At 33.9% G+C, this 23,013-nt stretch carries 19 protein-coding genes; 9 read left to right on the top strand and 10 right to left on the bottom strand.

Features of this window, described 5'->3' with window-relative positions; all coding sequences use genetic code 11:
• Positions 1-159: 159 nt before the first annotated feature.
• Positions 160-2,046: a molecular chaperone DnaK gene (dnaK, locus tag ACNQGO_RS14480; protein ID WP_417985712.1), complete on the top strand. Its 1,887-nt coding sequence runs from the start codon at positions 160-162 to the stop codon at positions 2,044-2,046.
• Positions 2,047-2,146: 100 nt separating this feature from the next.
• Here the strand turns inward: dnaK and ACNQGO_RS14475 are convergent, their stop codons facing one another.
• Positions 2,147-3,061 (bottom strand): Brp/Blh family beta-carotene 15,15'-dioxygenase, encoded by a 915-nt coding sequence (locus ACNQGO_RS14475; RefSeq protein ID WP_417985711.1) that lies wholly within the window; start codon positions 3,059-3,061, stop codon positions 2,147-2,149.
• Between the two features lie 111 nt (positions 3,062-3,172).
• Between ACNQGO_RS14475 and ACNQGO_RS14470 the strand changes: the two genes are divergently transcribed.
• On the top strand, positions 3,173-3,898 hold the full coding sequence (locus ACNQGO_RS14470; RefSeq protein ID WP_417943353.1) for a bacteriorhodopsin-like: 726 nt from the start codon (positions 3,173-3,175) through the stop codon (positions 3,896-3,898).
• Between the two features lie 640 nt (positions 3,899-4,538).
• Here ACNQGO_RS14470 and ACNQGO_RS14465 read toward each other — a convergent pair.
• Entirely contained in the window at positions 4,539-7,112 is a 2,574-nt protein-coding gene (locus ACNQGO_RS14465) for a zinc-dependent metalloprotease (protein ID WP_417985710.1), read from the bottom strand.
• A gap of 335 nt (positions 7,113-7,447) precedes the next feature.
• On the opposite strand from ACNQGO_RS14465, the gene corA reads away from it, so the two are divergent.
• The 4 genes from corA to ACNQGO_RS14445 all read left to right on the top strand — a co-directional run bounded on the left by corA (position 7,448) and on the right by ACNQGO_RS14445 (position 13,481).
• Positions 7,448-8,518 carry a magnesium/cobalt transporter CorA gene (gene corA, locus ACNQGO_RS14460; RefSeq protein WP_417985709.1) on the top strand — a complete coding sequence of 357 codons (1,071 nt, stop codon included), beginning with the start codon at positions 7,448-7,450 and terminating at the stop codon, positions 8,516-8,518.
• A gap of 54 nt (positions 8,519-8,572) precedes the next feature.
• The gene (pta, locus tag ACNQGO_RS14455; protein ID WP_417971855.1) at positions 8,573-10,666 is read left to right on the top strand and encodes a phosphate acetyltransferase; all 2,094 of its coding nucleotides are present in this window, start codon (positions 8,573-8,575) and stop codon (positions 10,664-10,666) included.
• Between the two features lie 98 nt (positions 10,667-10,764).
• Positions 10,765-11,970, top strand: a complete 1,206-nt coding sequence (locus ACNQGO_RS14450; RefSeq protein WP_417985708.1) for an acetate/propionate family kinase — start codon at positions 10,765-10,767, stop codon at positions 11,968-11,970.
• A gap of 131 nt (positions 11,971-12,101) precedes the next feature.
• Complete coding sequence (locus ACNQGO_RS14445) at positions 12,102-13,481, top strand: M28 family peptidase (protein ID WP_417985707.1); 1,380 nt, start codon at positions 12,102-12,104, stop codon at positions 13,479-13,481.
• 39 nt (positions 13,482-13,520) lie between these two features.
• Here the strand turns inward: ACNQGO_RS14445 and ACNQGO_RS14440 are convergent, their stop codons facing one another.
• The 4 genes from ACNQGO_RS14440 to ACNQGO_RS14425 form a co-directional block, all read right to left on the bottom strand.
• Positions 13,521-14,612 (bottom strand): PAS domain-containing sensor histidine kinase, encoded by a 1,092-nt coding sequence (locus ACNQGO_RS14440; RefSeq protein ID WP_417985706.1) that lies wholly within the window; start codon positions 14,610-14,612, stop codon positions 13,521-13,523.
• 187 nt (positions 14,613-14,799) lie between these two features.
• Positions 14,800-15,645, bottom strand: coding sequence for a hypothetical protein (locus ACNQGO_RS14435; protein WP_417947791.1), 846 nt, complete (start codon positions 15,643-15,645; stop codon positions 14,800-14,802).
• Between the two features lie 16 nt (positions 15,646-15,661).
• Positions 15,662-16,480 carry a 3-deoxy-8-phosphooctulonate synthase gene (kdsA, locus tag ACNQGO_RS14430; RefSeq protein WP_417985705.1) on the bottom strand — a complete coding sequence of 273 codons (819 nt, stop codon included), beginning with the start codon at positions 16,478-16,480 and terminating at the stop codon, positions 15,662-15,664.
• Between the two features lie 166 nt (positions 16,481-16,646).
• Positions 16,647-17,096: a 2-dehydro-3-deoxyphosphooctonate aldolase gene (locus tag ACNQGO_RS14425; RefSeq protein ID WP_417985704.1), complete on the bottom strand. Its 450-nt coding sequence runs from the start codon at positions 17,094-17,096 to the stop codon at positions 16,647-16,649.
• A gap of 183 nt (positions 17,097-17,279) precedes the next feature.
• Here ACNQGO_RS14425 and ACNQGO_RS14420 point away from each other — a divergent pair, with 183 nt between their 5' ends.
• Both ACNQGO_RS14420 and ACNQGO_RS14415 read left to right on the top strand, forming a co-directional pair.
• Positions 17,280-17,840, top strand: coding sequence for a YeeE/YedE family protein (locus tag ACNQGO_RS14420; RefSeq protein ID WP_417985703.1), 561 nt, complete (start codon positions 17,280-17,282; stop codon positions 17,838-17,840).
• Positions 17,841-17,882: 42 nt separating this feature from the next.
• Positions 17,883-18,299, top strand: a complete 417-nt coding sequence (locus ACNQGO_RS14415) for a DUF6691 family protein (protein ID WP_417985702.1) — start codon at positions 17,883-17,885, stop codon at positions 18,297-18,299.
• 27 nt (positions 18,300-18,326) lie between these two features.
• Here ACNQGO_RS14415 and ACNQGO_RS14410 read toward each other — a convergent pair whose 3' ends face one another.
• From ACNQGO_RS14410 to prmA, 4 genes are all read right to left on the bottom strand, one after another.
• Positions 18,327-19,010, bottom strand: a complete 684-nt coding sequence (locus ACNQGO_RS14410) for a lysoplasmalogenase (RefSeq protein WP_417985701.1) — start codon at positions 19,008-19,010, stop codon at positions 18,327-18,329.
• A 211-nt stretch (positions 19,011-19,221) separates the two neighbouring features.
• Positions 19,222-20,289, bottom strand: coding sequence for a sterol desaturase family protein (locus tag ACNQGO_RS14405; RefSeq protein WP_417985700.1), 1,068 nt, complete (start codon positions 20,287-20,289; stop codon positions 19,222-19,224).
• Positions 20,290-20,377: 88 nt separating this feature from the next.
• Positions 20,378-20,653, bottom strand: a complete 276-nt coding sequence (locus tag ACNQGO_RS14400) for an ATP-dependent Clp protease adaptor ClpS (protein WP_417943339.1) — start codon at positions 20,651-20,653, stop codon at positions 20,378-20,380.
• 44 nt (positions 20,654-20,697) lie between these two features.
• A complete protein-coding gene (gene prmA, locus ACNQGO_RS14395; RefSeq protein WP_417985699.1) occupies positions 20,698-21,558 on the bottom strand; it encodes a 50S ribosomal protein L11 methyltransferase in 861 nt (286 codons plus the stop codon).
• A gap of 95 nt (positions 21,559-21,653) precedes the next feature.
• On the opposite strand from prmA, the gene ACNQGO_RS14390 reads away from it, so the two are divergent.
• Positions 21,654-22,877: a porin gene (locus ACNQGO_RS14390; RefSeq protein WP_417985698.1), complete on the top strand. Its 1,224-nt coding sequence runs from the start codon at positions 21,654-21,656 to the stop codon at positions 22,875-22,877.
• Positions 22,878-23,013 lie beyond the last annotated feature (136 nt).

Below are 23,013 nucleotides of genomic sequence, written 5' to 3'. Positions count from 1 at the left end.
TGTATTATGACAATATGAAATGTCATGTTGTCAGATAAAATGGTGTCAATTTTAACATAAACTGACAATTTAATAGAGGGTTTTGTATTGGCACAAAGATTGACTATTTGTGAAAGAGTCATAAAAAACGAACATACATTAAAATTAAATATAGTAAAAATGGGTAAAATAATCGGAATTGATTTAGGTACGACCAACTCTTGTGTTTCTGTAATGGAAGGTAATGAAGCAGTTGTTATTCCTAATGCAGAAGGAAAAAGAACAACACCATCTATCATCGCTTTTGTTGAAGGTGGAGAAATTAAAGTAGGAGATCCTGCTAAGAGACAAGCGGTAACTAATCCAACTAAGACTATTGCTTCTATCAAACGTTTTATGGGACAAGGTTTTGGTGAAGTTTCGGCTGAAGCAAAAAGAGTTTCATACAAAATTGTAAAAGGGGACAACAATACACCACGTGTGGATATTGATGGTCGTTTATACTCTGCACAAGAATTGTCAGCGATGACTCTTCAAAAAATGAAAAAAACTGCTGAAGACTATTTGGGTCAAACGGTAACTGAAGCGGTTATTACTGTTCCTGCTTACTTTAATGATGCACAACGTCAAGCGACTAAAGAAGCTGGTGAAATTGCAGGTCTTAAAGTAATGCGTATCATCAACGAGCCTACAGCAGCTGCACTTGCTTACGGTTTAGATAAAAAAGGTACAGATCAAAAAATTGCTGTTTACGATTTAGGTGGAGGTACATTTGATATTTCTGTTCTTGAATTAGGAGACGGAGTTTTTGAAGTATTGTCAACAAATGGAGATACGCACTTAGGTGGAGATGATTTTGATCATGAAATCATTGACTGGTTAGCTGACGAATTTAAAACGGAAGAAGGAATTGACTTGCGTTTAGATCCAATGTCTTTGCAACGTTTAAAAGAAGCTGCTGAGAAAGCAAAAATTGAATTGTCATCTTCTTCAGAGACAGAAATCAATTTGCCATACGTAACAGCTACAGCTTCAGGACCAAAGCACTTAGTTAAAAAATTAACTAGAGCACAGTTCGAAAAATTAACTGACACATTAGTAAAGCGTTCTATGGCACCAGTGGCTAGAGCGTTGAAAGATGCAGGTTTATCAGTTTCTGATATTGATGAAGTAATTTTAGTAGGAGGTTCAACTCGTATGCCAAGAATTGCTGAAGAAGTAGAGAAATTCTTTGGTAAAAAAGCGTCTAAAGGAGTAAATCCTGATGAGGTTGTTGCTATTGGAGCAGCTATTCAAGGAGGAGTTCTTTCTGGAGATGTAAAAGATGTATTGTTACTTGACGTTACACCTTTATCTTTAGGTATCGAAACTATGGGTGGTGTTATGACTACATTAATTGAGTCTAACACAACTATCCCTACTAAAAAATCTCAAGTTTTCTCTACAGCTGCAGATTCTCAACCAACTGTTGAACTACACGTTCTTCAAGGTGCTAGAGCAATGGCTGCGGATAACAAAACTATTGGTCGTTTCAACTTAGACGGTATTCCACCAGCACCAAGAGGAGTTCCACAAATTGAAGTAACTTTTGATATTGATGCTAATGGTATCATCAAAGTTTCAGCAACTGACAAAGGAACTGGAAAATCGCACGATATCCGTATCGAAGCTTCTTCTGGATTAACTTCTGAAGAAATCGAAAGAATGAAACAAGATGCTGAAGCTAACGCTGAGTCTGATAAAGTTTTAAGAGCTAAAGCGGAGAAAATCAATGAGGCTGACTCTATGATTTTCCAAACTGAAACTCAATTGAAAGAACTTGGAGCTAAGTTAGCTGATCATCATAAAGTAGCGGTAGAATATGCATTAACTGAACTGAGAATGGCGCACCAATCTCAAGATGTTCCAGCAATTCAAACAGCGCTTGATAACATTAACGCGGCTTGGAAAACAGCTACTGAAGCGATGTACGCTCAAGGAGAACAAGGTCAAGGAGAAGCACAACCACAAGGTGAAACTGCTCAAGGTGACAATGTTGAAGACGTTGAATTCGAAGAAGTAAAATAAGCCAATAACAAATTTTGTATATCAAAATTATGTAAAACGTTTATCCGCTTTCTAGCGAAATTTAAAAAACTAAAACCGAGCCAGCAATGGCTCGGTTTTTTTATGAATCTTTATTTTTCGGTTGTTTTTTTTTACCTTGAAACATTCTCGTTATTACGGCTGCATGAGGAAAGGTAATCGCTGCTAAAAACGAGAAAAATAACGCATTAAAGAGTTGCTCTTCTTTTTTACAGATAAAATATATCAAAGCGATTCCTATAACAGAAGCGAGCCAATAGAAACCTGCATTTTTGCAATAGGTTATAAAATGTGGAAATGAGAAAGAACCATTCAAGAATTTAATCTGATCAATTATAGAGGGAATGCTGTGCCAAATCACAAAGTATATAGCAAAGCCCCAAATTAAACTAGAGGATTTAAATAGGATGGTAAATAATATTAAGTAAAAACATTCTAAAAGTAGTTTACTTCTTATTTTTTCAGTTTGCCAATAGGCATATCCGCATAAACTAATAAATAGTCCAGCTGAAATTTGAAGGAGTCCCAAAAAATAGGGCAGAGGAACCGTTAAGTTTGCAATTTTTGAGATAATATGTTGAACTTGATCGGTATGAAACACAAATAGCAAGAGTAAAACTACAAAACCATATAAAAACTGAAATAATACCAGTAGCCATTTGGGAAAGGTCTGATTTAAATTTTGCCATTGCTGCTCTCCAAAGTGGTAGCTACTAACAATAATGAATAATAGGAGCGCCATTTGCGGAATTAAATAGAATAAAAGTACTCCCGTTAAAACAATCATCACATAGTATCCCAGAATCATAATCCATGAACGGTTATTTTTTTCTGGATTTATATTTTTTATTAGTAGTAAATCATTGGCCCCGTGCAAGATTCCAAAGGTAAAAATTAAGAAAAATCCAGATATTATTTGAAAGGTTGTAGGTAGGAAGGAATCCATCCATAGCCCGAAAAAGCTCGCCACTATTGCGATATTGGGATAATTTTTCATAAAATTTAATTATTGTTTAAAAATAGGTAAAAAAAAATAAACAAAAATATTTTTTTATCGTTTAGCTTTTACTATATTTGATTAAACAAAACCATTTAAAATTTTTTAATTATGACAAATTTTATGTTCATTTCAGGATTAATCGGGAAATTATCCCCAACCGATTACGTAGGGTTTACTTTTTTTGTAGGCTGTATGGCTATGATGGCCGCATCGGCGTTTTTCTTTTTATCCTTAAGCCAGTTTGATAAAAAGTGGCGTACTTCAGTTTTAGTTTCAGGTTTAATTACCTTTATTGCCGCAGTACATTATTTCTACATGAGAGATTATTGGGCTTCATTTGGTGAGTCTCCAACATTCTTTCGTTACGTTGACTGGGTGCTAACAGTGCCATTAATGTGTTTAGAGTTTTACCTAATACTAAAAGTTGCTGGAGCGAAACAATCATTACTATGGAAAATGATTATTTATTCAGTAATCATGTTAGTTACTGGTTACTTTGGTGAAGTAGTTGCACCAGAAAGTGCTGCATTGTGGGGAGCTTTGTCTGGAGCTGCTTATTTCTTGATCGTGTATGAAATATGGTTAGGAGAAGCATCAAAATTAGCTGCTGCAGCTGGTGGAGAAGTACAAAAAGCACACAAAATTTTATGTTGGTTCGTACTTGTAGGATGGGCAATTTACCCATTAGGATACATGATGGGAACTACTGGATGGTACAACGGATTAATTCCAGCAGGTAACATTGATGTAGCTTACAACATTGCAGATGCAATTAACAAAATTGGATTTGGATTAGTAATTTATACTTTAGCAGTGAAATCTTCTAAAGACTAATTACTTTTTATAATAATTTTAAAACCGAATTAGTGATAGTTCGGTTTTTTTTGTGGCTTAAAGTAAGATATAATTTTATAGAGATTTTAATTACTTTAGTACATTTATAAAAGTAGAGTCTTATTAGGTAGGGGTCACTAAGCAATAAGAATGAAACAAACTCGCATTTTTCAAGATATAAGTCATGTGAGTTGACAATTTATTTGTGCTGATAGTATGTTATTCAGCTAAAAATAAGACTATTTAAGGTTCAATGCTTAGATGACTTAAAGGTTAATTAATATTGTTGGATTGTTTAAAGTTTACATATAAATAAAGCAAACTATTTACATTTAGTGCTTAACATACTTTACATTTTTTATTGTTCTTTTAATCAGGCTTTTATTATGGTCAGTTCAGAAAAAAGCAACATGATTGAGACGCTTCCAGCGGGACAAATAGCAAGAATGATAGAGTGCCTATTTTATCAATATTGAAAACAAAGTGTTTAGATGTCCAATAATCCATGTACCTGATTAATGAAACTCTAAATCTGCGAATCTGTCGCTGTGATTAAAATTTATTTTAGTGGTTTATTTCAAAAAAAAAAGGGAAAATGTTGTTACACATTTTCCCTTTTCAATCTAGTTTGGTTTGGGATTTATTTAGGATTTAAAGCATCTCCAATTCTAGAAATTAAATCTTGTAAGTGGTATTTACTCATTCGATCTGTCATTCTGGTTGAGGCTAATTTCATCTCATTTTTTAAACTATTCAATTGACCTCTTGCAATAGAAGGCAAGTCAGTTTGTGCTAAATTTACTCTTCGTGTTGTAAAACCATACGTTACACCAACAGGAACTGATCTTACTACAGTTGTGCCAGGTTTTAGTAGTTCAATCATTTTATCAACATATATCTTTTGAATATTTCTGCGGAATACATCAATAGAAGTACTTCCACTTAATTCAGAAAAAATTCCATTCTTAAGATCACTAACCAATTCATCAACAGTATAGTTACTTTTATTCATGGAAGAAGTTTCAATAAGGCGAACCATTCTGTCACCAGCTAATAAACTTGATAAGGTTGCATCTTGCATTCCTTTGATAGCTTCAACTCCATTATCGGGGTTTATTTTTGAAAGTACATTTTGATCCAATAACCACTTTGGTGTATTGAATAATTGAGTATTCAAGAATAAAACAGCATCTTTTTGTATCGCTCTTGGCACTACCTCAAATTGATTTCCAGTCATGTCATATGTTTTAGGAGAATCATAAATCCCACCCACATTTTTAGTAACATGTCCCATATATCTTCTAAATTGTCCTGTAAGAGCGCCATACAATTCATCTAACTCAGCATAACTTTCTCCGTTTTCTTTGGTCCAGTCCAATAAATTAGGCAAAATTCTTTTTAAATTTTTAATTCCGTACTCAGAAGCTCTCATTGCGTTATCGCCAATATCTTCTGTTTGGTATCTCGGATCATAAGGACTAGACTCGGTACCAAACCACAAGCGATTATTTTTGTACGCTTCTTTGGTCATTTCATTCAACTTCGTTTTTTCTTCCGTTTCCGTTTTAGCTTCGTCAAAATAAGAATACCCCCATTTGATAGCCCATTTGTCATAATCTCCAATTCTAGGAAATAATGTAGTTACGTCATCCTCTGGTTGTGCTACATAATTAAAACGGGCATAATCCATAATAGAGGAAGTATGTCCATTTTTAGCTTGGTAGTCTTTATCTCTTAATTTTTCAACAGGCGTTGCAGAACTCGCTCCCATATTATGACGTAGTCCTAAAGTATGTCCCACCTCGTGTGAGGAAACGAAACGAATCAATTCTCCCATTAGTTTATCATCAAACTTTTTAGTACGCGCAGCTGGATCTACCGCCGCAGTTTGAATCAAATACCAATTTCTTAATAAACTCATGATGTTGTGGTACCAACCGATATGGCTTTCTAAAATTTCGCCACTTCTTGGGTCATGAACATTAGGTCCGTATGCATTTTGAATTTCAGCTGCAAAATATCTCAAGACAGAGAAACGAGCATCTTCTAGACTCATCGTTGGGTCGTTTTCTGGCCAGTATTCACCACGGATAGCATTTTTCCATCCAGCTGCTTCAAAGGCGATTTGCCAATCATCAATACCTTGTTTGATGAATTTTTTCCATTTTTCTGGAGTCGCAGGATCGATGTAATATACAATTGGCTTTAAAGGTTCAATTAATTCTCCTTTTTTTTGTTTTTGAGCATCTTCAATTGATTTTGGTTCCAAACGCCATCTAACAGCAAAAACTTTAGTTTCTGATTTCTGAGATTCTTCTTCAAAAACGCCGTATTCATTTGCAAAATAACCTACACGTGCATCAAACTCTCTTTTGCGCATTGGAGTTTTTGGCAGTAAAATCATGGAGGTATTCAACTCCACAGTTACTACTCCAGCATCTAATGCAGACGGTAAATTAACTCCAATTTGTGGTGTTGGCGTTACTGAAATACGAGGCGGTGTGGTTGTAAATGTTTTTACGCTTCTAATTTCAGTGTTAATAGGATAACTGCTAATTTTAGAAAGAAATGATTTGTCTTTTTGAAAAGCTACTATGTTTAGTAACTGTTTTTTAATTGGATCTAATGAAAAAGTCTGAATATCACCATCAAAAGTACTCGTTAAATCGATTACGTAACCCGTATTATTCTTTCCAGTCGAATCTTTTTTGAAAGCTAAAATATCATAGTTTCCAATAATTGGGTCTGAGGTAGAATTTTTAACTGCTTGAGCCATTGGTTTATCAGTATCTGGCGACATGATAACATAAGTAACAGATCTTAAGAGAATGTTGTTGTTTAATCCTTTTTCCCAACGAACAACTTGTCTGTTTATTTCTTCTCCTCCAAAAATTCCTCCTCCTGCTGGAGTTTTAGAATATCGGGTAATAGTCATTATTTCACTTCCTAAAAGGGAGTCAGGAATTTCAAAAAGATATTTGTCATTGATTTTATGAATGTCAATTAATCCTTTTTGTGTTACTGCGGTAGAATCAATAACTTTTTTGTACGGTTTTGGTTCTTTTTTCCCGTCTTTAGATTCGGGTGCTTTAGCTTCTACTTTAGCTGGAGCATTTTTGTCTGCTCTTCTCTTTTTTTTACTTTGTGCAAATGTGCCTTGCGCAAAACAAAATAGCAAACAGGTAATAATTAGAGTTAGTTTTTTTTTTACCATTTAGTTAATTCGTTTATTCAGTTTATAATTTGTTAATAATACTTTGTCGATCGTAATTGCGATACGTTACGACTTTAAACCAAATTTATTCATATAATTTCATATTAACGTCATTTTGCGGTCTAATTTTAAAGAATTAATACTTTTTAACAATTTTGAACAGTTTTGTTTCAATACCAAAATACTTTAATAAGTTAAGGAGTTATTATTTACACGTACCTTTATTTTTAGGCAGTAGAAAGTTTGTCTTTTTTACAAATTTTGAATGCATCAATAGCAATTGAAAACAATTTTTTTCAAAATTTTTCGTAATATTACTAGATAAATGTGTTGGCATGAGAAAAATAAAATACAAGAAAGGGAAAAAAATGCAACCCTATTCTTTAGAATATACTGGTGTTCATAAAAGTAAGGAATCAGAGTTGCAATTATTTGTTTATGATGATTTAAATCTCATTGAATTTGAGGATTTTAAGGTTTCAGATTTAGATAAATATATTGATGTTCATAAAACAAATTGGATTAATATTCACGGTTTAAATAATGTGGAATGGTTAAAATCAATTGGTCATTATTTCGAAATCGATAATTTCATTTTGGCAGATATTTTAAATACCACAAGAAGAACTAAACTGGAAGAGTCTCATGATTTTTTGTTTTTTAATATAAAATCCCTTTTACCATCAGAGTATTCGGATAATATAAGTGTAGAACAAATTAGCTTTTTGTTAAAAGATGGAATTCTAATTTCTTTTCAGGAAAAAAGAAGTGATTTTTTTACGCATATCCGAGAGCGCATCAGAACGCATTCTGGACTAGTAAGAACCAAAAAAGCGGATTATTTATTGTACATTCTACTAGACGCTATCATAGAAAATTTTTACGTTACAATTGAGAACGAAGAAGATAAAGTAGAGGAATTAATCAATCTTACGAAGCAAAATCCAGATCCTGTTATTTTGGAGCGCATAGAAAAGCACAGAGATAATTTTAATTTCTTAAAGCGTTCTATAATTCCGTTGCGGGATTCGTTGTATGATATCAAAAGCATCAAAGATGATAGTATTTTTAACGCTGTAGAAACCGATACGTTCAGTTTTTTTGCGCGATTGCATCAAAAGACTTTAGAGTTATTGGAACAAATTGAATCTGATATGAGTTCCTTAGAAAGTGCGTCTAATTTCTTTTTTTCGGCGCAAACTCATAAGATGAATGAGATTATGAAAACGCTTACCATTGTATCGGCAATATTTATTCCGCTCACGTTTATAGTAGGTGTGTACGGAATGAATTTTGATTACATGCCAGAACTCAAACGTCATTATGGCTATCATACCGTTATGGGGGCCATGTTTTTAATAGTGATTGGAATGATTATTTATTTTAAAAAACGCCGTTGGTTTTGAAAGTAATGAAGAATACAGTCAATTGATTTTGAATTAAATTAAAAAATTAAAAAAATGAACAAGGCCATATACATTGCAACAAGCGAGCAAAATAGTGGAAAGTCAATTATTACGTTGGGATTGATGAGTATGCTTATTGGTAAAATGGCCAAAGTAGGTTATTTTAGACCCATTATTGAAGATTTTGAAGAAGGAGGTTTTGACAATCATATAGAAACCGTGATAGGACATTTTGGAATGGACATCGAGTTTGAAGATGCGTACGCCATTACTAAAAGTAAATTAATTAAAAAGAAAAATAAGGGAAAAATAGGAGAGGTTCTCGATTTAATTATTGAAAAATATAAAAAATTGGAAGAACGTTTCGACTTTGTTTTGGTTGAAGGAACTAGTTTTACAGGAGAAGGTACAGTCATCGAGTTAGATATGAATGTACTGATTGCTAAAAATCTAGGAATCCCAACTATTATTGTTGGCTCTGGAGTAGGGAAAACATTGGAGGAATTACTCGATAGTCTTTATCTTGCCTACGATTCATTCAAAGTAAAAGATGTAGAAGTTTTGGCCGTGATTGCTAATAAAGTGCAACCTGAGAATATAGAATTAGTAACAAACGGTTTAAAGAAAAGCTTGCCGAAAAGCATATTAGTAAATTCGATTCCTTTAATTCATAATCTAAACAATCCGACGGTACAGGAAATTGTAAAAGAGTTGGATGCCAAAGTTTTATTTGGATCGGCTCACTTGAACAATCAAACCGGAAATTTTAGTGTGGGTGCCATGCAATTGTGTAATTATTTGTTGCATTTAAAAGAGAATAGTCTCGTGATTACTCCTGGTGATCGAGCCGATATTATTCTAGGTGCCTTGCAAGCCAATGAATCTTTAAATTATCCTACTATTTCTGGAATTGTTCTAACAGGAAATATTTTGCCGGAGATTAGCATTTTAAAGTTGATCGAAGGACTTTCTCCTATAGTTCCAATTATTGCCGTCGAAGAAGGGACGTATTATATTACCAATAAAATAGGATCCATAAAATCTAAAATTTACGCGAATAACAAACAGAAGATTGAAATTTCGATTACTACTTTCGAAAAATATGTAGACTTAGACAACTTGGCTGAAAAGCTGATCACTTTTGAAGCTGAAGGAATGACGCCAAAAATGTTTCAATATAATTTGGTTAAAAGAGCCAGAAAACACCGTAAACATATCGTATTGCCAGAAGGAAATGACGATAGAATTATTATGGCTGCAGCCCGCTTAATTGAAATGGATGTGGTTGATATTTCGATCATTGGCAACAAGAAACAAATAGAAAGTAAAGTTGCAGAGCTGGGACTTGCTTTAGATTTTTCTAAAATACAAATCATAAATCCGATAGAATCGGAGCATTATGATGAGTATGTAAATACCTATTATGAGTTGCGAAAAGCAAAAAATGTAACCATAGGGATGGCTAAGGATTTAATGGAGGACGTTTCCTATTTTGGAACAATGATGGTGTACAAAGACCACGCTGACGGAATGGTTTCTGGAGCGGCTCATACTACGCAACACACTATTTTGCCTGCCTTGCAGTTCATTAAAACAAAACCGAATTCATCAGTGGTATCCTCTGTATTTTTTATGTGTTTAGAGGACAGAGTTTCGGTTTTTGGAGATTGTGCTATTAATCCAAATCCTACTGCGGAGCAATTAGCAGAAATAGCAATTTCCTCTGCCGATTCTAGTTTGGCTTTTGGTATTGAACCAAAAATTGCCATGCTTTCGTATTCATCTGGTTCGTCAGGAAAAGGAGATGAAGTCGATAAAGTAAGAACTGCAACTGAAATAGTGCGACAAAAACGCCCCGATTTAAAAATTGAAGGCCCTATTCAATATGATGCTGCGGTTGATATGGCTGTTGGAAAAAGTAAAATGCCAAATTCAGAAGTCGCCGGACAAGCCAGTGTTTTGATTTTTCCGGATTTAAATACAGGAAATAATACCTATAAAGCAGTACAAAGAGAAACGGGTGCCTTAGCAATTGGTCCGATGTTACAAGGATTGAACAAGCCGGTTAATGATTTAAGCCGCGGTTGTACCGTTGATGATATTATAAACACAGTCGTGATTACGGCGATTCAAGCACAAGGATTATAAATCAATTATGAATTGTGAATTATTAATTATCAATTTTGCTTCTTTGAGCCTTTAGCAAAAAAAATTAGCAACTTAGTACCTTAGAATCTTAAAAAAAAATGAAAATAGTAATTATAAACTCGGGGAGTTCCTCCATAAAATACCAATTAATCAACATGCCGTCGAATGAAGTTATTTGTTCGGGAATGATTGATAGAATAGGATTGGAAACTTCGAATCTAACGTATGTAACGGCTACTACTAAGTTAGAAGAAACCTTGCCTATTGCTAACCATAAAATTGGGTTAGAAAAAATCGCACAACTTTTGATGGATGAAAAATTGGGTGTTATAAAAAGTACGGATGAAATTGAAGCTGTTGGGCATCGTGTGGTACATGGCGGAAGCGCTTTTTCAAATACGGTAACCATAACGAGTGAAGTAAAAGATAAAATCAGACAGCTTTTTGATTTGGCACCTTTGCATAATCCTGCTAATTTAGAAGGAATAAATGTTGCCGAGGAAATTTTCAGTTTAGCAAAACAAGTTGCTGTTTTTGATACGGCTTTTCACCAAACGATTCCAATTGTGGCACACAAATATGCGGTACCCAATTACCTTTTGACTGAAAATAAGATTCGTGTTTATGGTTTTCATGGAACAAGTCACAAATATGTTTCAGAAAATGCGATTCAATATCTAAAGCAAAATGCAAATAATAATAATGGCGCTAAAATCATTACCATACATTTGGGGAATGGTTGCAGTATGACCGCAATAAAAGATGGAAAAAGTATCGATCATACGTTGGGTTTTGGTCCAATGAACGGATTGATTATGGGAACCAGAAGCGGTGATGTAGATCAATCTGTGATTTTTTATCTAGTTAATACGTTGGGGTATTCCCTTGAAGCTGTCAATACCATGTTACAAAAACAAAGCGGCATGCTGGGACTTACTGGCTACAGCGATTTAAGAGATATTGAGGCTAATGCGGAAAATGGGAATGCCGATTGTCAATTGGCTTTAGCCATGAATGCGTATCGAATAAAGAAATATATTGGTTCTTACGCGGCTGTTTTAAATGGCTTGGACGCTATTATTTTTACAGCAGGAATTGGAGAAAATTCGACTTATATTCGGAAATTAGTTTGCACGGATATGGAGTATTTCGGAATTGAACTGGATGCATCCAGAAATGAAATTCGTTCGAAAGCAATTAGAGAAATCAACACCGATGATTCTAAGACTAAAATATTGGTTATTCCTACCAATGAGGAAATCGAAATTGCCAATCAGGTTTTTGAATTATTAACAAATGCATAAAATAGCAACTAGTGATTTTGCATTTAAAAAACGCATAATTTTTTTGTGAAGGATTGTCAAATATTCGCAAGGAATCACGAAATTGCTCAATCTACTGAAACCTAGAAAACCTAATTATTACTGTTTAAATTATGAAAAAATCAATTCTTTTAGTCGCACTTTTTATTGGTGGCCTCACCACATTCGCACAAACAAAAGATGAGCTAGCCTTAAAAGAAATTTATAAATCTTCCTTAACCAATGCAAAATGTTATCCTTGGTTGGAGCATTTGTCCAATACGATTGGTTCTCGATTATCGGGTTCAACCGGAGCTGAAAAAGCAGTTTTATACACTAAAGCACAATTGGAAACGCTGGGATTAGATAAAGTCTATTTGCAGGAAGTGATGGTGCCAAAGTGGGTGAGAGGCGAGAAAGAAATTGGATATTTACAAATGGGAAAACAAAAAATGACATTTCCGATTTGTGCGCTTGGAGGTTCAGTAGCAACCCATAAAACGGGTATTAAAGCAACTGTTATTGAAGTGAAGAGTTTAGAAGAATTAACGGCGCTAGGCGAAGCAAAAGTCAAAGGAAATATTATTTTTTTTAATAGACCTATGAATCCAGAATTTGTCGAAACCTTTAAAGCCTACAGCAGTTGTGTAGATCAAAGATCATCAGGTGCTAAAGAGGCAGGAAAACTTGGTGCTTTGGCAGTAATCGTACGGTCGATGAATTTGCGTTTAGATGATCTGCCACATACTGGCGCTACTAATTATGGAGATATTGCTATTAGTCAACGAATTCCGGCAGCTGCTATTAGTACAAATGGTGCGGAACTTTTGAGTAAAAGTTTAAAGACAAATCCTAATGCTACTTTTTATTTAAAACAATCGTGTCAAACCTATGATGATGTATTGTCCTATAATGTTGTTGGAGAATTAACAGGAACGGAGTATCCAGAGCGAATAATGGTTGTGGGTGGTCATCTTGATTCTTGGGATTTAGGAGACGGATCTCATGACGATGGAACGGGATGTGTGCAAAGTATGGAAGTATTAAATATTTTTAAAAACATGGGCTACAAGCCAAAAAACACAATACGTGTCGTGTTGTTTATGAACGAAGAAAACGGCGTGCGTGGCGGAAAAGAGTATGAAAATCAGTCTAACAAAAATAAAGAAAACCATATTTTTGCTTTAGAAAGTGACTCGGGTGGTTTTTCACCAAGGGGTTTTTCAATCGAAGCTGACGAAGCCAATTTTAATAAAATTAGTAGCTGGGCTTCTTTATTTGAACCCTACTTAATTCACAAATTTGTAAAAGGACACTCTGGAGTAGATATTGGGCCGTTAAAATCTAATTCTATTGTAAAAGTTGGGTTACAGCCTGATTCACAGCGATATTTTGATTATCATCACGCGGCTAATGATACTTTTGATGCAGTTAATAAAAGAGAATTAGAATTGGGAGCAGCAACTATGGCTTCTTTGATGTATTTGATAGATCAAAATGGAATTATAAAATAAAGATTCTCAATTTTACAAGGTGTTACATTTATATTTTTTTTAATATCTAAAAGAAATTGTGAATGTAGCACCTTCATTTATTTTACTCTCGACTGCAATGCGACCTCCCAAACTGGTAATATGATTGTACACTAAATACAATCCGATACCAGTGCTTTCTTGATTATCATGAAACTTCTCATACAACCCAAAAAGCTTATTTTTTACTTTATCCAAATCAAAACCTAAACCTTGATCAGAAAAAATGAGCTGGTGAATGCCATCCGTTACTTTTGATTGGATGTCGATCATAGGTGGACTATCTGCTTTAGCATATTTTATTGAATTAGTGACCAAATTCAAAAAAATACTTTTCATATACGCTTTGTTAAAGTCAATAACTTCAAAAGCGTCAAAACTTACTTTAATAATTGCTTTTGAATCATGAACAAGTGAATTAATGGAAATTAGAACTTCATCAAGTGATTCTTGTAAATTGATGGTTTCAATTTGAGTATTTATATTTTCATTTTCAATCAATTGGTCAATAGAGTCATTCAAAGTGTTTTTTAAATTCTCACTTGTCAACTTTAGAAGGTTAACTAATTCTAATGTTTCTGGATCAATGATTTTAGAAACATCAATGAGATTAAAAACCGAAAGCATATTGTTTATTGGAGATTTTAAATCATGGGATGCCTTATGGGATAATACTGTGAGTTCTTTATTAATTTGTGTCAGATTGGATAATAATAAATTTCGTTCTTCTTCCACTCGTTTACTGTGAGTAATATTTTTAGCAATAGCATAAACCAATTTTTCAGATTCCATAGGCATGGAGGTCCATGATAGCCAAATAATCTCCCCCGTTTTTGTAACATAGCGATTTTCAAAGTTTAACAGTGGATTATTTTTGTATACTTGTTCCCTCGTTTCAATGGTAATTTTTAGATCGGGTTGGTACACAAAACTGCTTATTGGTCGCGCGTATAATTCCTCTTCGGTGTACCCTAACGCTTTAGAAACAGCAGGATTTATTCTTTTGAAATAACCATCAAATCCAGCAATACAAATAAAATCAGCGGATATATTAAAGAAATTATCAAAGTGATAAATACCCTCTGGATCTGGATTAATTTTGTTTTGTGTCATTTGAGAAAATAACTATTTAAATAATAATTTATGATTTATAGTCTATTAGCATTGGACTCTAAAATCAAATTTAGCTTTTAAATACCAATTAATGTCAAAAAATAAATACAAATTTTAATTTAAATGTAGTTAAACAAAAAAGGCCTTCATGTTACAATAGCCTCATTTTATGTATTTTAAAAAAAAATTAAATCCTGAATTTTCCCCCAAAAGAAATAATACGTTGAAAGAAGAAAAAGTCTTGAGCCGCACTATCCTCTGAACTGTTTGTAGTTCTGATGTTTTGCATGTTGATGTAACCTCCTTTTAACTCTCCTTGAATGTAAAAGTATTTAAAAAACGTAATATCTAAACCTGCTTTTAAGGATGTTCCATAACCAGCAATATTATAATCATCATGGCGGTCTTTTCCTAATAATGTAGAATTGGTTTTTGGGTATAAAAATCCCGCACCAACGCCTTCCGATAAATTTACTTGGATCTTATCTGTATTTTTAATTTTGAACAAGAAAGAAATATCATCATGTCTTGAAAATTCAGTATTTACATAATTCAAACCATCTGTATGTTCGAATCTTAAAAACTCTTCTGTAAGTACAATTGGCGAATTATTGTAAACTCCATCATATGGAGTACCACCCGCAATTGTACCCGTAATATTGGCAGTTTGATCTTGTGTTACAACATATTTCATATGGTCTGCACCTAAAGCGATGCTGTAATGATCATTAATAAAATACCCCAATTTAAAATTAGTTTGGGGAATAGTCATTTTAGCAGGATTAATGTAGTCTACATGCCAACCTTTTGGCTTATCATGTGATGCAACATTGTCTAAAGTAAAGTTGTAGTCTTTACCTTTAAAAGTCAAATCTGACTTGGTATAACTATCTCTATTTCCTCCCCAAGAAACAAAGAATTTTCCTTTATTGTGAGCAGTGTATTTATCTTGAATCTTAATATCTCCTTGTGCACTTACAGTATTTATTAACCCAAACGCAAAAAATGCTGCATATAATAGTTTATTTTTCAATGGACTCTTTATCTAGTTAAAATTTATTTACAGTTTGTCTAATAGCTACTAATTTGGTCATCAACCCTTCGAAATAATCTAAATGAAGCATGTTGGCACCGTCACTTTTGGCATTAGCTGGATCAAAATGGGTTTCGATAAAAATACCATCCACACCTACAGCAATTCCTGCTTTAGCAATGGTTTCAATCATGTCTGGTCTTCCGCCTGTGATACCAGCCGTTTGGTTGGGTTGCTGCAAGGAGTGCGTTACATCCAGCACCGTTGATGCGTATTGTTGCATGGTTGGAATTCCTCTAAAATCAACAATCATGTCTTGATATCCAAACATTGTGCCTCTATCAGTCACCATTACATTTGTATTATTGCAATCCAACACTTTCTGAACGGCATGTTTCATGCTTTCAGGACTCATAAATTGACCTTTTTTTAAGTTGACAACTTTTCCAGTATTGGCAGCAGCCACTACTAAATCAGTTTGACGTACTAAAAAAGCAGGAATTTGCAATACATCAACATATTGAGCAGCCATTGCAGCATCTTCATTGGTATGAATATCAGTAACGGTTGGAACACCAAAAGCCTCCGACACTTTTCTCAAAATTTTTAATGCCTTTTCGTCACCAATTCCTGAAAAACTATCAATTCTAGAACGGTTTGCTTTTTTGAAAGATCCTTTAAAAACAAAAGGTATTTGTAAAGCATCAGTAATACCCACTAATTTTTCAGCAATTCGCATTGCCATTTCTTCGCCTTCAATAGCGCAAGGGCCTGCCAATAGGAAAAAATTACCGCTTTCAGTGTGCTTGATTAAAGGAATATCGTGTATGTTCATAATGTGTTGTTTTTTAAAAGTGCAAAGATAGTTAGGATTTACGAGTTACTTTTTAATTTTATTTTTTTTGGGAGCTATTTCCTGCTATTCGTTACAATCTTTTCCTTTTAAAAAAAAGGAAAAGGATTTCCACTGCTATCAGGGCTAGAGCTTCCGTCAACAAATCCTACTTTTTTACTGTAAGACCAACCGGAACCATCAAAATTCCTTTTTCATAAATATTTAAGTAAAGTAGCGTAGGTTTTTTTTGACCGTTCCACTTCAATTCATAAACGTCTAAAAATCCTGCGCCCATCTCACTCCTTTTAGTAGGGAACGGACAACAGCTTTCGAGTTTTGTGAAACTTATTTTTTCACCTTTTGGCCCAGCCAAAGCATTCAAAAAGCGTTCTTGATTTATGGTTTCGTTTGCTGTATTATTAAAAAAAATATTAACAGGATAATCTTTGTCGTACCCATACTTTTTGTCAGTACTATATTGTTGTATTACAAAAGTATTGTTAGTAGATAGTAAAAGATCAGGAGCATTATCATCGGTATTTTGTAAAGTAGATTTTGTACTTGTACAAGCAGTAATACTCAATAGCATGGTAATATAAAGAATTGATTTTTTCATGATTTAGATGCGTTTTAAAAGGATATAATTCACAGATGATGTGGTATGTTACAGCGGTACAAATATAAACAGAACTTTAAACCTTTGCTTTATACTTAGATGAATTAATCCCATTTTTTCTGATTTTTAAATAATGGAAGGTATCTCATAAAATGCTTCTTATCTTTACACAAAAATAATAGTATGGAAATAATTTTTCAAACGTGGTCTTGGTACGTTTCTGGTTTTTTAATTGGTTTGATCATGCTGGCACTTACCTATTTCGGAAAAGCGTTCGGAATGTCTTCTAATTTGCGTTCGCTTTGTTCTATGGCAGGCTTGGGAAAACGTGTTGCTTTTTTCGATTTTGATTGGAAAGCACAGCGTTGGAACTTAGTGGTTGTTTTGGGTGCTATGATAGGCGGGTTTGTTGCCGTTCATTTTATGAGTGATGCTTCAAATGTGGACATTAATCCTAAAACTATTGCACAATTAGCCCAATTCGGTATTGAAGCTCCTAATGGGAAACTAATGCCAGATGCACTTTTTGGAACAGCTATTTTAACATCGCCTAAAAGTATTCTTATTCTTTTAATTGGCGGAATCTTAATTGGTTTCGGTTCTCGTTATGCAGGTGGTTGTACTTCGGGTCACGCGATTTCAGGATTAAGTAATTTGCAACTGCCATCATTAAAAGCCGTGATTGGCTTTTTTATTGGCGGACTGATAATGGCGCATTTTTTATTGCCATTAATAGTTAATTAGCACTCCATTTTTTGAAATATTATAGAATTTAAACGATCAAACATGAAAAACATACTAAAATATTTACTTGTCGGTTTCATTTTCGGAATCGTACTTACTAAATCCGAAGCCGTTTCTTGGTATCGCATTTATGAAATGTTCCTGTTTCAATCCTTTCACATGTATGGTATTATAGGTGTGGCCATTTTTACGGGTGTTATTGGAATCCAAATCATAAAACGAAACAATATAAAAGACATAAAAGGCAACGCAATAGCAATTCCAGATAAAGAAAAAGGATCTGCTCGATACTGGATTGGGGGATTGATTTTTGGATTGGGTTGGGCTTTAGTCGGTTCTTGTCCGGGACCTATCTTTATTTTATTAGGAGCTGGTTTTTGGACTGTATTGATTGTTCTTTTTGGAGCACTTTTAGGAACATATCTCTATGGATTATTGAAAAGTAAATTGCCTCATTAATAATTTAAAGTACAAAAAGTAGCATTTTCAAACGGGAATGCTACTTTTTTTATTCAACTCTAAAATGCCAACAACAATTAAAAATTGTGCAACCAGATAAGTAGTCATAATCAACAGTGCGCTGTGTTGTAAGGGTGCATAAAATTTATCAAAGGCCAAAATGCTATCTGAGGCAACAAATACAATAGCTCCAATTAAGATATGACCGTTAGAAGGTCGGTGCCAATTCAGGTACCCTTTGAACGCAAATAATAACATAATCGAAATTGTTAGCGCATACACAAAAACAGGTGTTTTTAGGTCGCCCAAACTTGGTAATAAAACGAGCATCATCACAATAAGGTACATCGTGATTGCTGTAACTCCTACCCAATAAAGGAACTTACTCTTCTTTAAATAAACCTTTAACTGCTTGCTAAATAGTATAATGTAGCACACATGTGAAATTAGAAAAGCAATCAGTCCTGCAATGAAATACAATTCTCCTTTATCCGCAAACAGTAAAATAATATCTCCAATCCAAGACATCGTTAAAGCAGCTAATAATATATTTTTGGTACTAAATTTTTGATGAAAATGAACTGCCAGCAGTAGGAAAGGCAATAGGAATGGTTTTAAAAACCAAGTAATTTCATCTTTCCCTAAAAGAATTAGTAGAAGATAAACTAAACAGAAACCGATAAAAATTTTAAGAATAGTATTGCTTTTCATTTTCTATATGTGTTTAAGCTACAATTAAGGTCTCTTTTTCAAAATTTGTGCTAACAAAATAGATAGTCACTACCAATGATAAAATGAGATAACTAGCAATAATAATACTAGCAAACGAAAAGAGTTGATTCATTCCAAACCAATCTCCGAAATACAAAAGCAGGCCAATTCCAAACACAAATCGAGTGCTTTCTCAGAACACAGAGATTTTTCAGGTATCCATTAATTCAGTGTAACTATAAACCGTTAGAAAAATAAAGGCACCGTAAATGAAAATATTTGGCAATCCTATTAATGCTATGGAATTGTACAAATAACTAATGAGTAGTAATGTTACAATAGCTTGAAAAAGGGACCAATACATCAGTTTGTTAGAATGTTGTGCACTGTATTTTTCAAAATTATACACATCTTTAATTTTGTTGACTGGATATTTTTCTTCAAAATTTTCTGGGCGCCAGCCTGTTGGTTTAAACCAAATAGTGAATTTATCTTGCCATTTTTCTGCTCGCCAAGCATCGGAAATTAGCAATGATAAATGTTGAAAATTAATCCGAATGGGATTCCATGTTCTAGCTGGTCTGGTAATTCCAAAAACAGGAGGAACCGAATCTAATTCCGCTTGGAAAGTACCAAAAAGTTTATCCCAAAAAATAAATATTTGCGAATGGTTTTTGTCCATATACTCAGGATTGAGAGCATGATGCACACGGTGATGCGAGGGAGAAACCAGAATATTTTCTAGGAAACCAATTTTTTTTATATGCTTGGTATGATACCAAAATTGTAAAAATAAATGAATAGGAAGTGTTATTGCTATGACTTTGGCGGGAACGCCCAATAATGCTGCCGGAATTAATAAAAAAGTAAAAAGATTAACAAAACTTGAAATCGGTTGGCGCAAACCACACGCAAGATTAAATTCTTCACTGCTGTGATGAATCGCGTGTTTGTTCCACAAAAAATTGATTTGATGCGATAAGCGGTGACTCCAATACCCATAAAAATCAATAGCAATAAATCCTATAAGATAGGTTAATACAGTTGCTTCTAATTCGAATAGAGCAATCTTAGAGGCAATCCAATCATACGAAATCAGTGTGATACTCAGTCCCAAGACATCTTTTAGAGAATTTACCATTCCAGAGCTCACGCTAGAAACTGCATCCATGTTTGGAGCAGTATCTTCGCCTTTGTAATGCCCGTATAGTTTTTCGATAATAATCAATATCAAAAAGACGGGCATTACAAAAACTAAAATTTCACCATACTCTTCCATAAAAACATTCTTTTACTCAAATATAGAATAAAAGAGGTTGTTTTTGAATTATTTACATGGATTTGTTTTAGGAAGTATCTATAATGTATTATATAATTTCTGCATTAATCCCAGCCTCTAATAATTGAGTGCATTGTGGTTTTAATTTATCGTATGGACCCGTTTTTACGGTACACTTCCCATTATAATGAACAATTAAAGAACATTGTTCTGCTTGCTCTGGGGTGTGATTACAAACGCGAATCAAAGTTTCAATAACATGATCAAAAGTATTTACATCATCGTTGTAAACAACTATTTCATTGTCTAAACTTATAGCTTCTTTAATACTTACTCTTTCTCTTACTTTTTCTTTAGTACTCATTTTGTAGGTTTTTGTACTTTCGTAGTTAATGAAAATTTGTATTACTAATTTACGTATTTTAAAGATACCCAATTGTTTCTTTCCAGTTTTTTAACATAAGTTAAACCCTTTTCAATACATGATGCATCAATAAAAGGAATGTCTTCTTGGTAGAAACCACTCAAAAGTAATGTTCCGTTTGGGTTGAGACATTCTACATAGCTTTGCATATCATTCAATAATATATTTCTATTGATGTTAGCAATAATTAGATCGTATTTTTTACCTTCTAATAATGCTGCTTCACCTTCATAAACTGTAATGTGTTTACAATTATTGCGTTGTGCATTTTCAATTGAATTCAGATAACACCAATTATCAATATCAATTGCGTCAATGGGTTGTGCTCCTTTCATCTCGGCAAGTATTGCTAAAATGGCAGTTCCGCATCCCATATCTAGTGTTTTCATTCCAGTAACATCTATCTCCAGTAAATGTTGAATCATCATATGAGTTGTCTCGTGATGTCCTGTACCAAAACTCATTTTTGGTTCGATAACAATATCAAATTCGGCATCAGTTTTAGGGTGAAAAGGGGCGCGAACATGACAATTCCCATCTACATCAATCGCCTCAAAATTCTTCTCCCATTCTTCGTTCCAATTTACTTGCTCGATTTCTTCGAATGTATAATCAATCTTAAATTCTTCTGATTGTAAAATATGTATGTCCTCTAAAATAGTTTCATCCCATAAATCCTTTTGTACAAAAGCTGAAATTCCAGTTTCCGTTTCGGTAAAACTTTCAAATGCTTTTTCCCCTAATTCAGCAATTAGTATTTCTGATCCTAATTGCTTTGCCTCTTCGCTATTGCTTGTCCCTTTTGGAGTGATAGTAAAGTGATACCCTATATAAATGTTTGACATGTTCCTTTTTTTTGCAAAGGTAGCAATCACTATTTAAACCGCATTTATAAATCAAATTTTATTTTACATTTGCAGCACTTAGATACAATTTCACAATGAAAAAAATCATTTTATTTTATGTTTTTTTGCTTAGTATTGCTAGCAATGCTCAAGTTACTATAAAACAAAATAAACAAGATAATGACTTAAAATTATCTGCACTTCCTTATTATAGCTTTGGTAAAGGAATTGGCATAACGTCTCCGGACAGTTTATACCAATTAAATATTCGTTTCCGAATGCAAAACAGAGTTACTTATCTAGTGAATGAAGGCGAGGATGGCAGCTATGATGGACAAATCAGACGCCTACGTTTACGATTAGACGGATATGTAGGAACTCCAAAGTTATTGTATGCGATCCAGTTATCATTTGCTCCTGGCGATGTGGGTGAGTTTAGAGAAGGCGAAAACATAAATATTATTCGGGATGCAGTAGTTTTTTACAGACCTAATAAACATTGGAATATCAGTTTTGGTCAAACCAAATTACCCGGAAACCGCCAGCGTGTGAATTCTTCAGGCGGTCTTCAGTTAACGGATCGCTCGATTAATAATGCCAGATTTACAATAGATAGGGATTTTGGTTTTCAAGTGCATAACATGAACGAGTTTAAAGACAAATTTTCCTATAATTTCAAAACTGCAATTTCAACTGGTGAAGGTCGTAATATTACAGGAAATGCAGATGCTGGCGTTGCAATAACAGGAAAAGTAGAGTTGTTGCCTTTTGGAGCTTTCTCTAGGGACGGGACCTATTTTGAAGGAGATATTGTAAGAGAAAATAAGCCAAAACTGATGCTCTCAGGAGCTTTTCAGCAGAATAATCATGCCAAAAGAACGCAAGGGCAATTGGGTAATGATTTGTTTGATCAACGCACTATGAAATCAGTTTTGCTAGATGCTATGCTAAAATATAATGGTTGGGCTGCCATGTCGAGTTACATGTCCAGAACTACTTCTAGCAATGCTGTTACGGTAAATCCAATCGATAGCTCACAATCAAATTATGCATTTGTAGGGAATGGATTTGACCATCAGTTGAGTTATAATTTTCCTTCAAACTATGAAATTATCGCTAGGTATTCTACTCAAAAAGTAGGAGAGGATATTAGGGCTTTGGCTCCAAATTCTAAACAATATACTGTTGGTGTAACCAAATATATTTGGGAACATACTTTTAAATTACAAAGTGAATTGACTTTTGATACTTTAAATTATTTTGATGGAAGTACAAAGAACAATTGGTATTTGCGTTTTCAAGTCGAAATAGGAATATAAAAAAAGCGGTGAAATAAAATAGACTGCCCCCAAAAAGTTAGACACTATTTGGGGGTATTTTTATGGAAAGAAAAGTCAAGTATGATTATGCGTTTAAGCTCGAATGCGTAAAATTAGTATTGGAAAAACATTATTC

Source organism: Flavobacterium frigidum, from assembly GCF_048286735.1.
Lineage (GTDB): Bacteria > Bacteroidota > Bacteroidia > Flavobacteriales > Flavobacteriaceae > Flavobacterium.
This window is presented reverse-complemented; position numbering and strand designations above follow the sequence as displayed.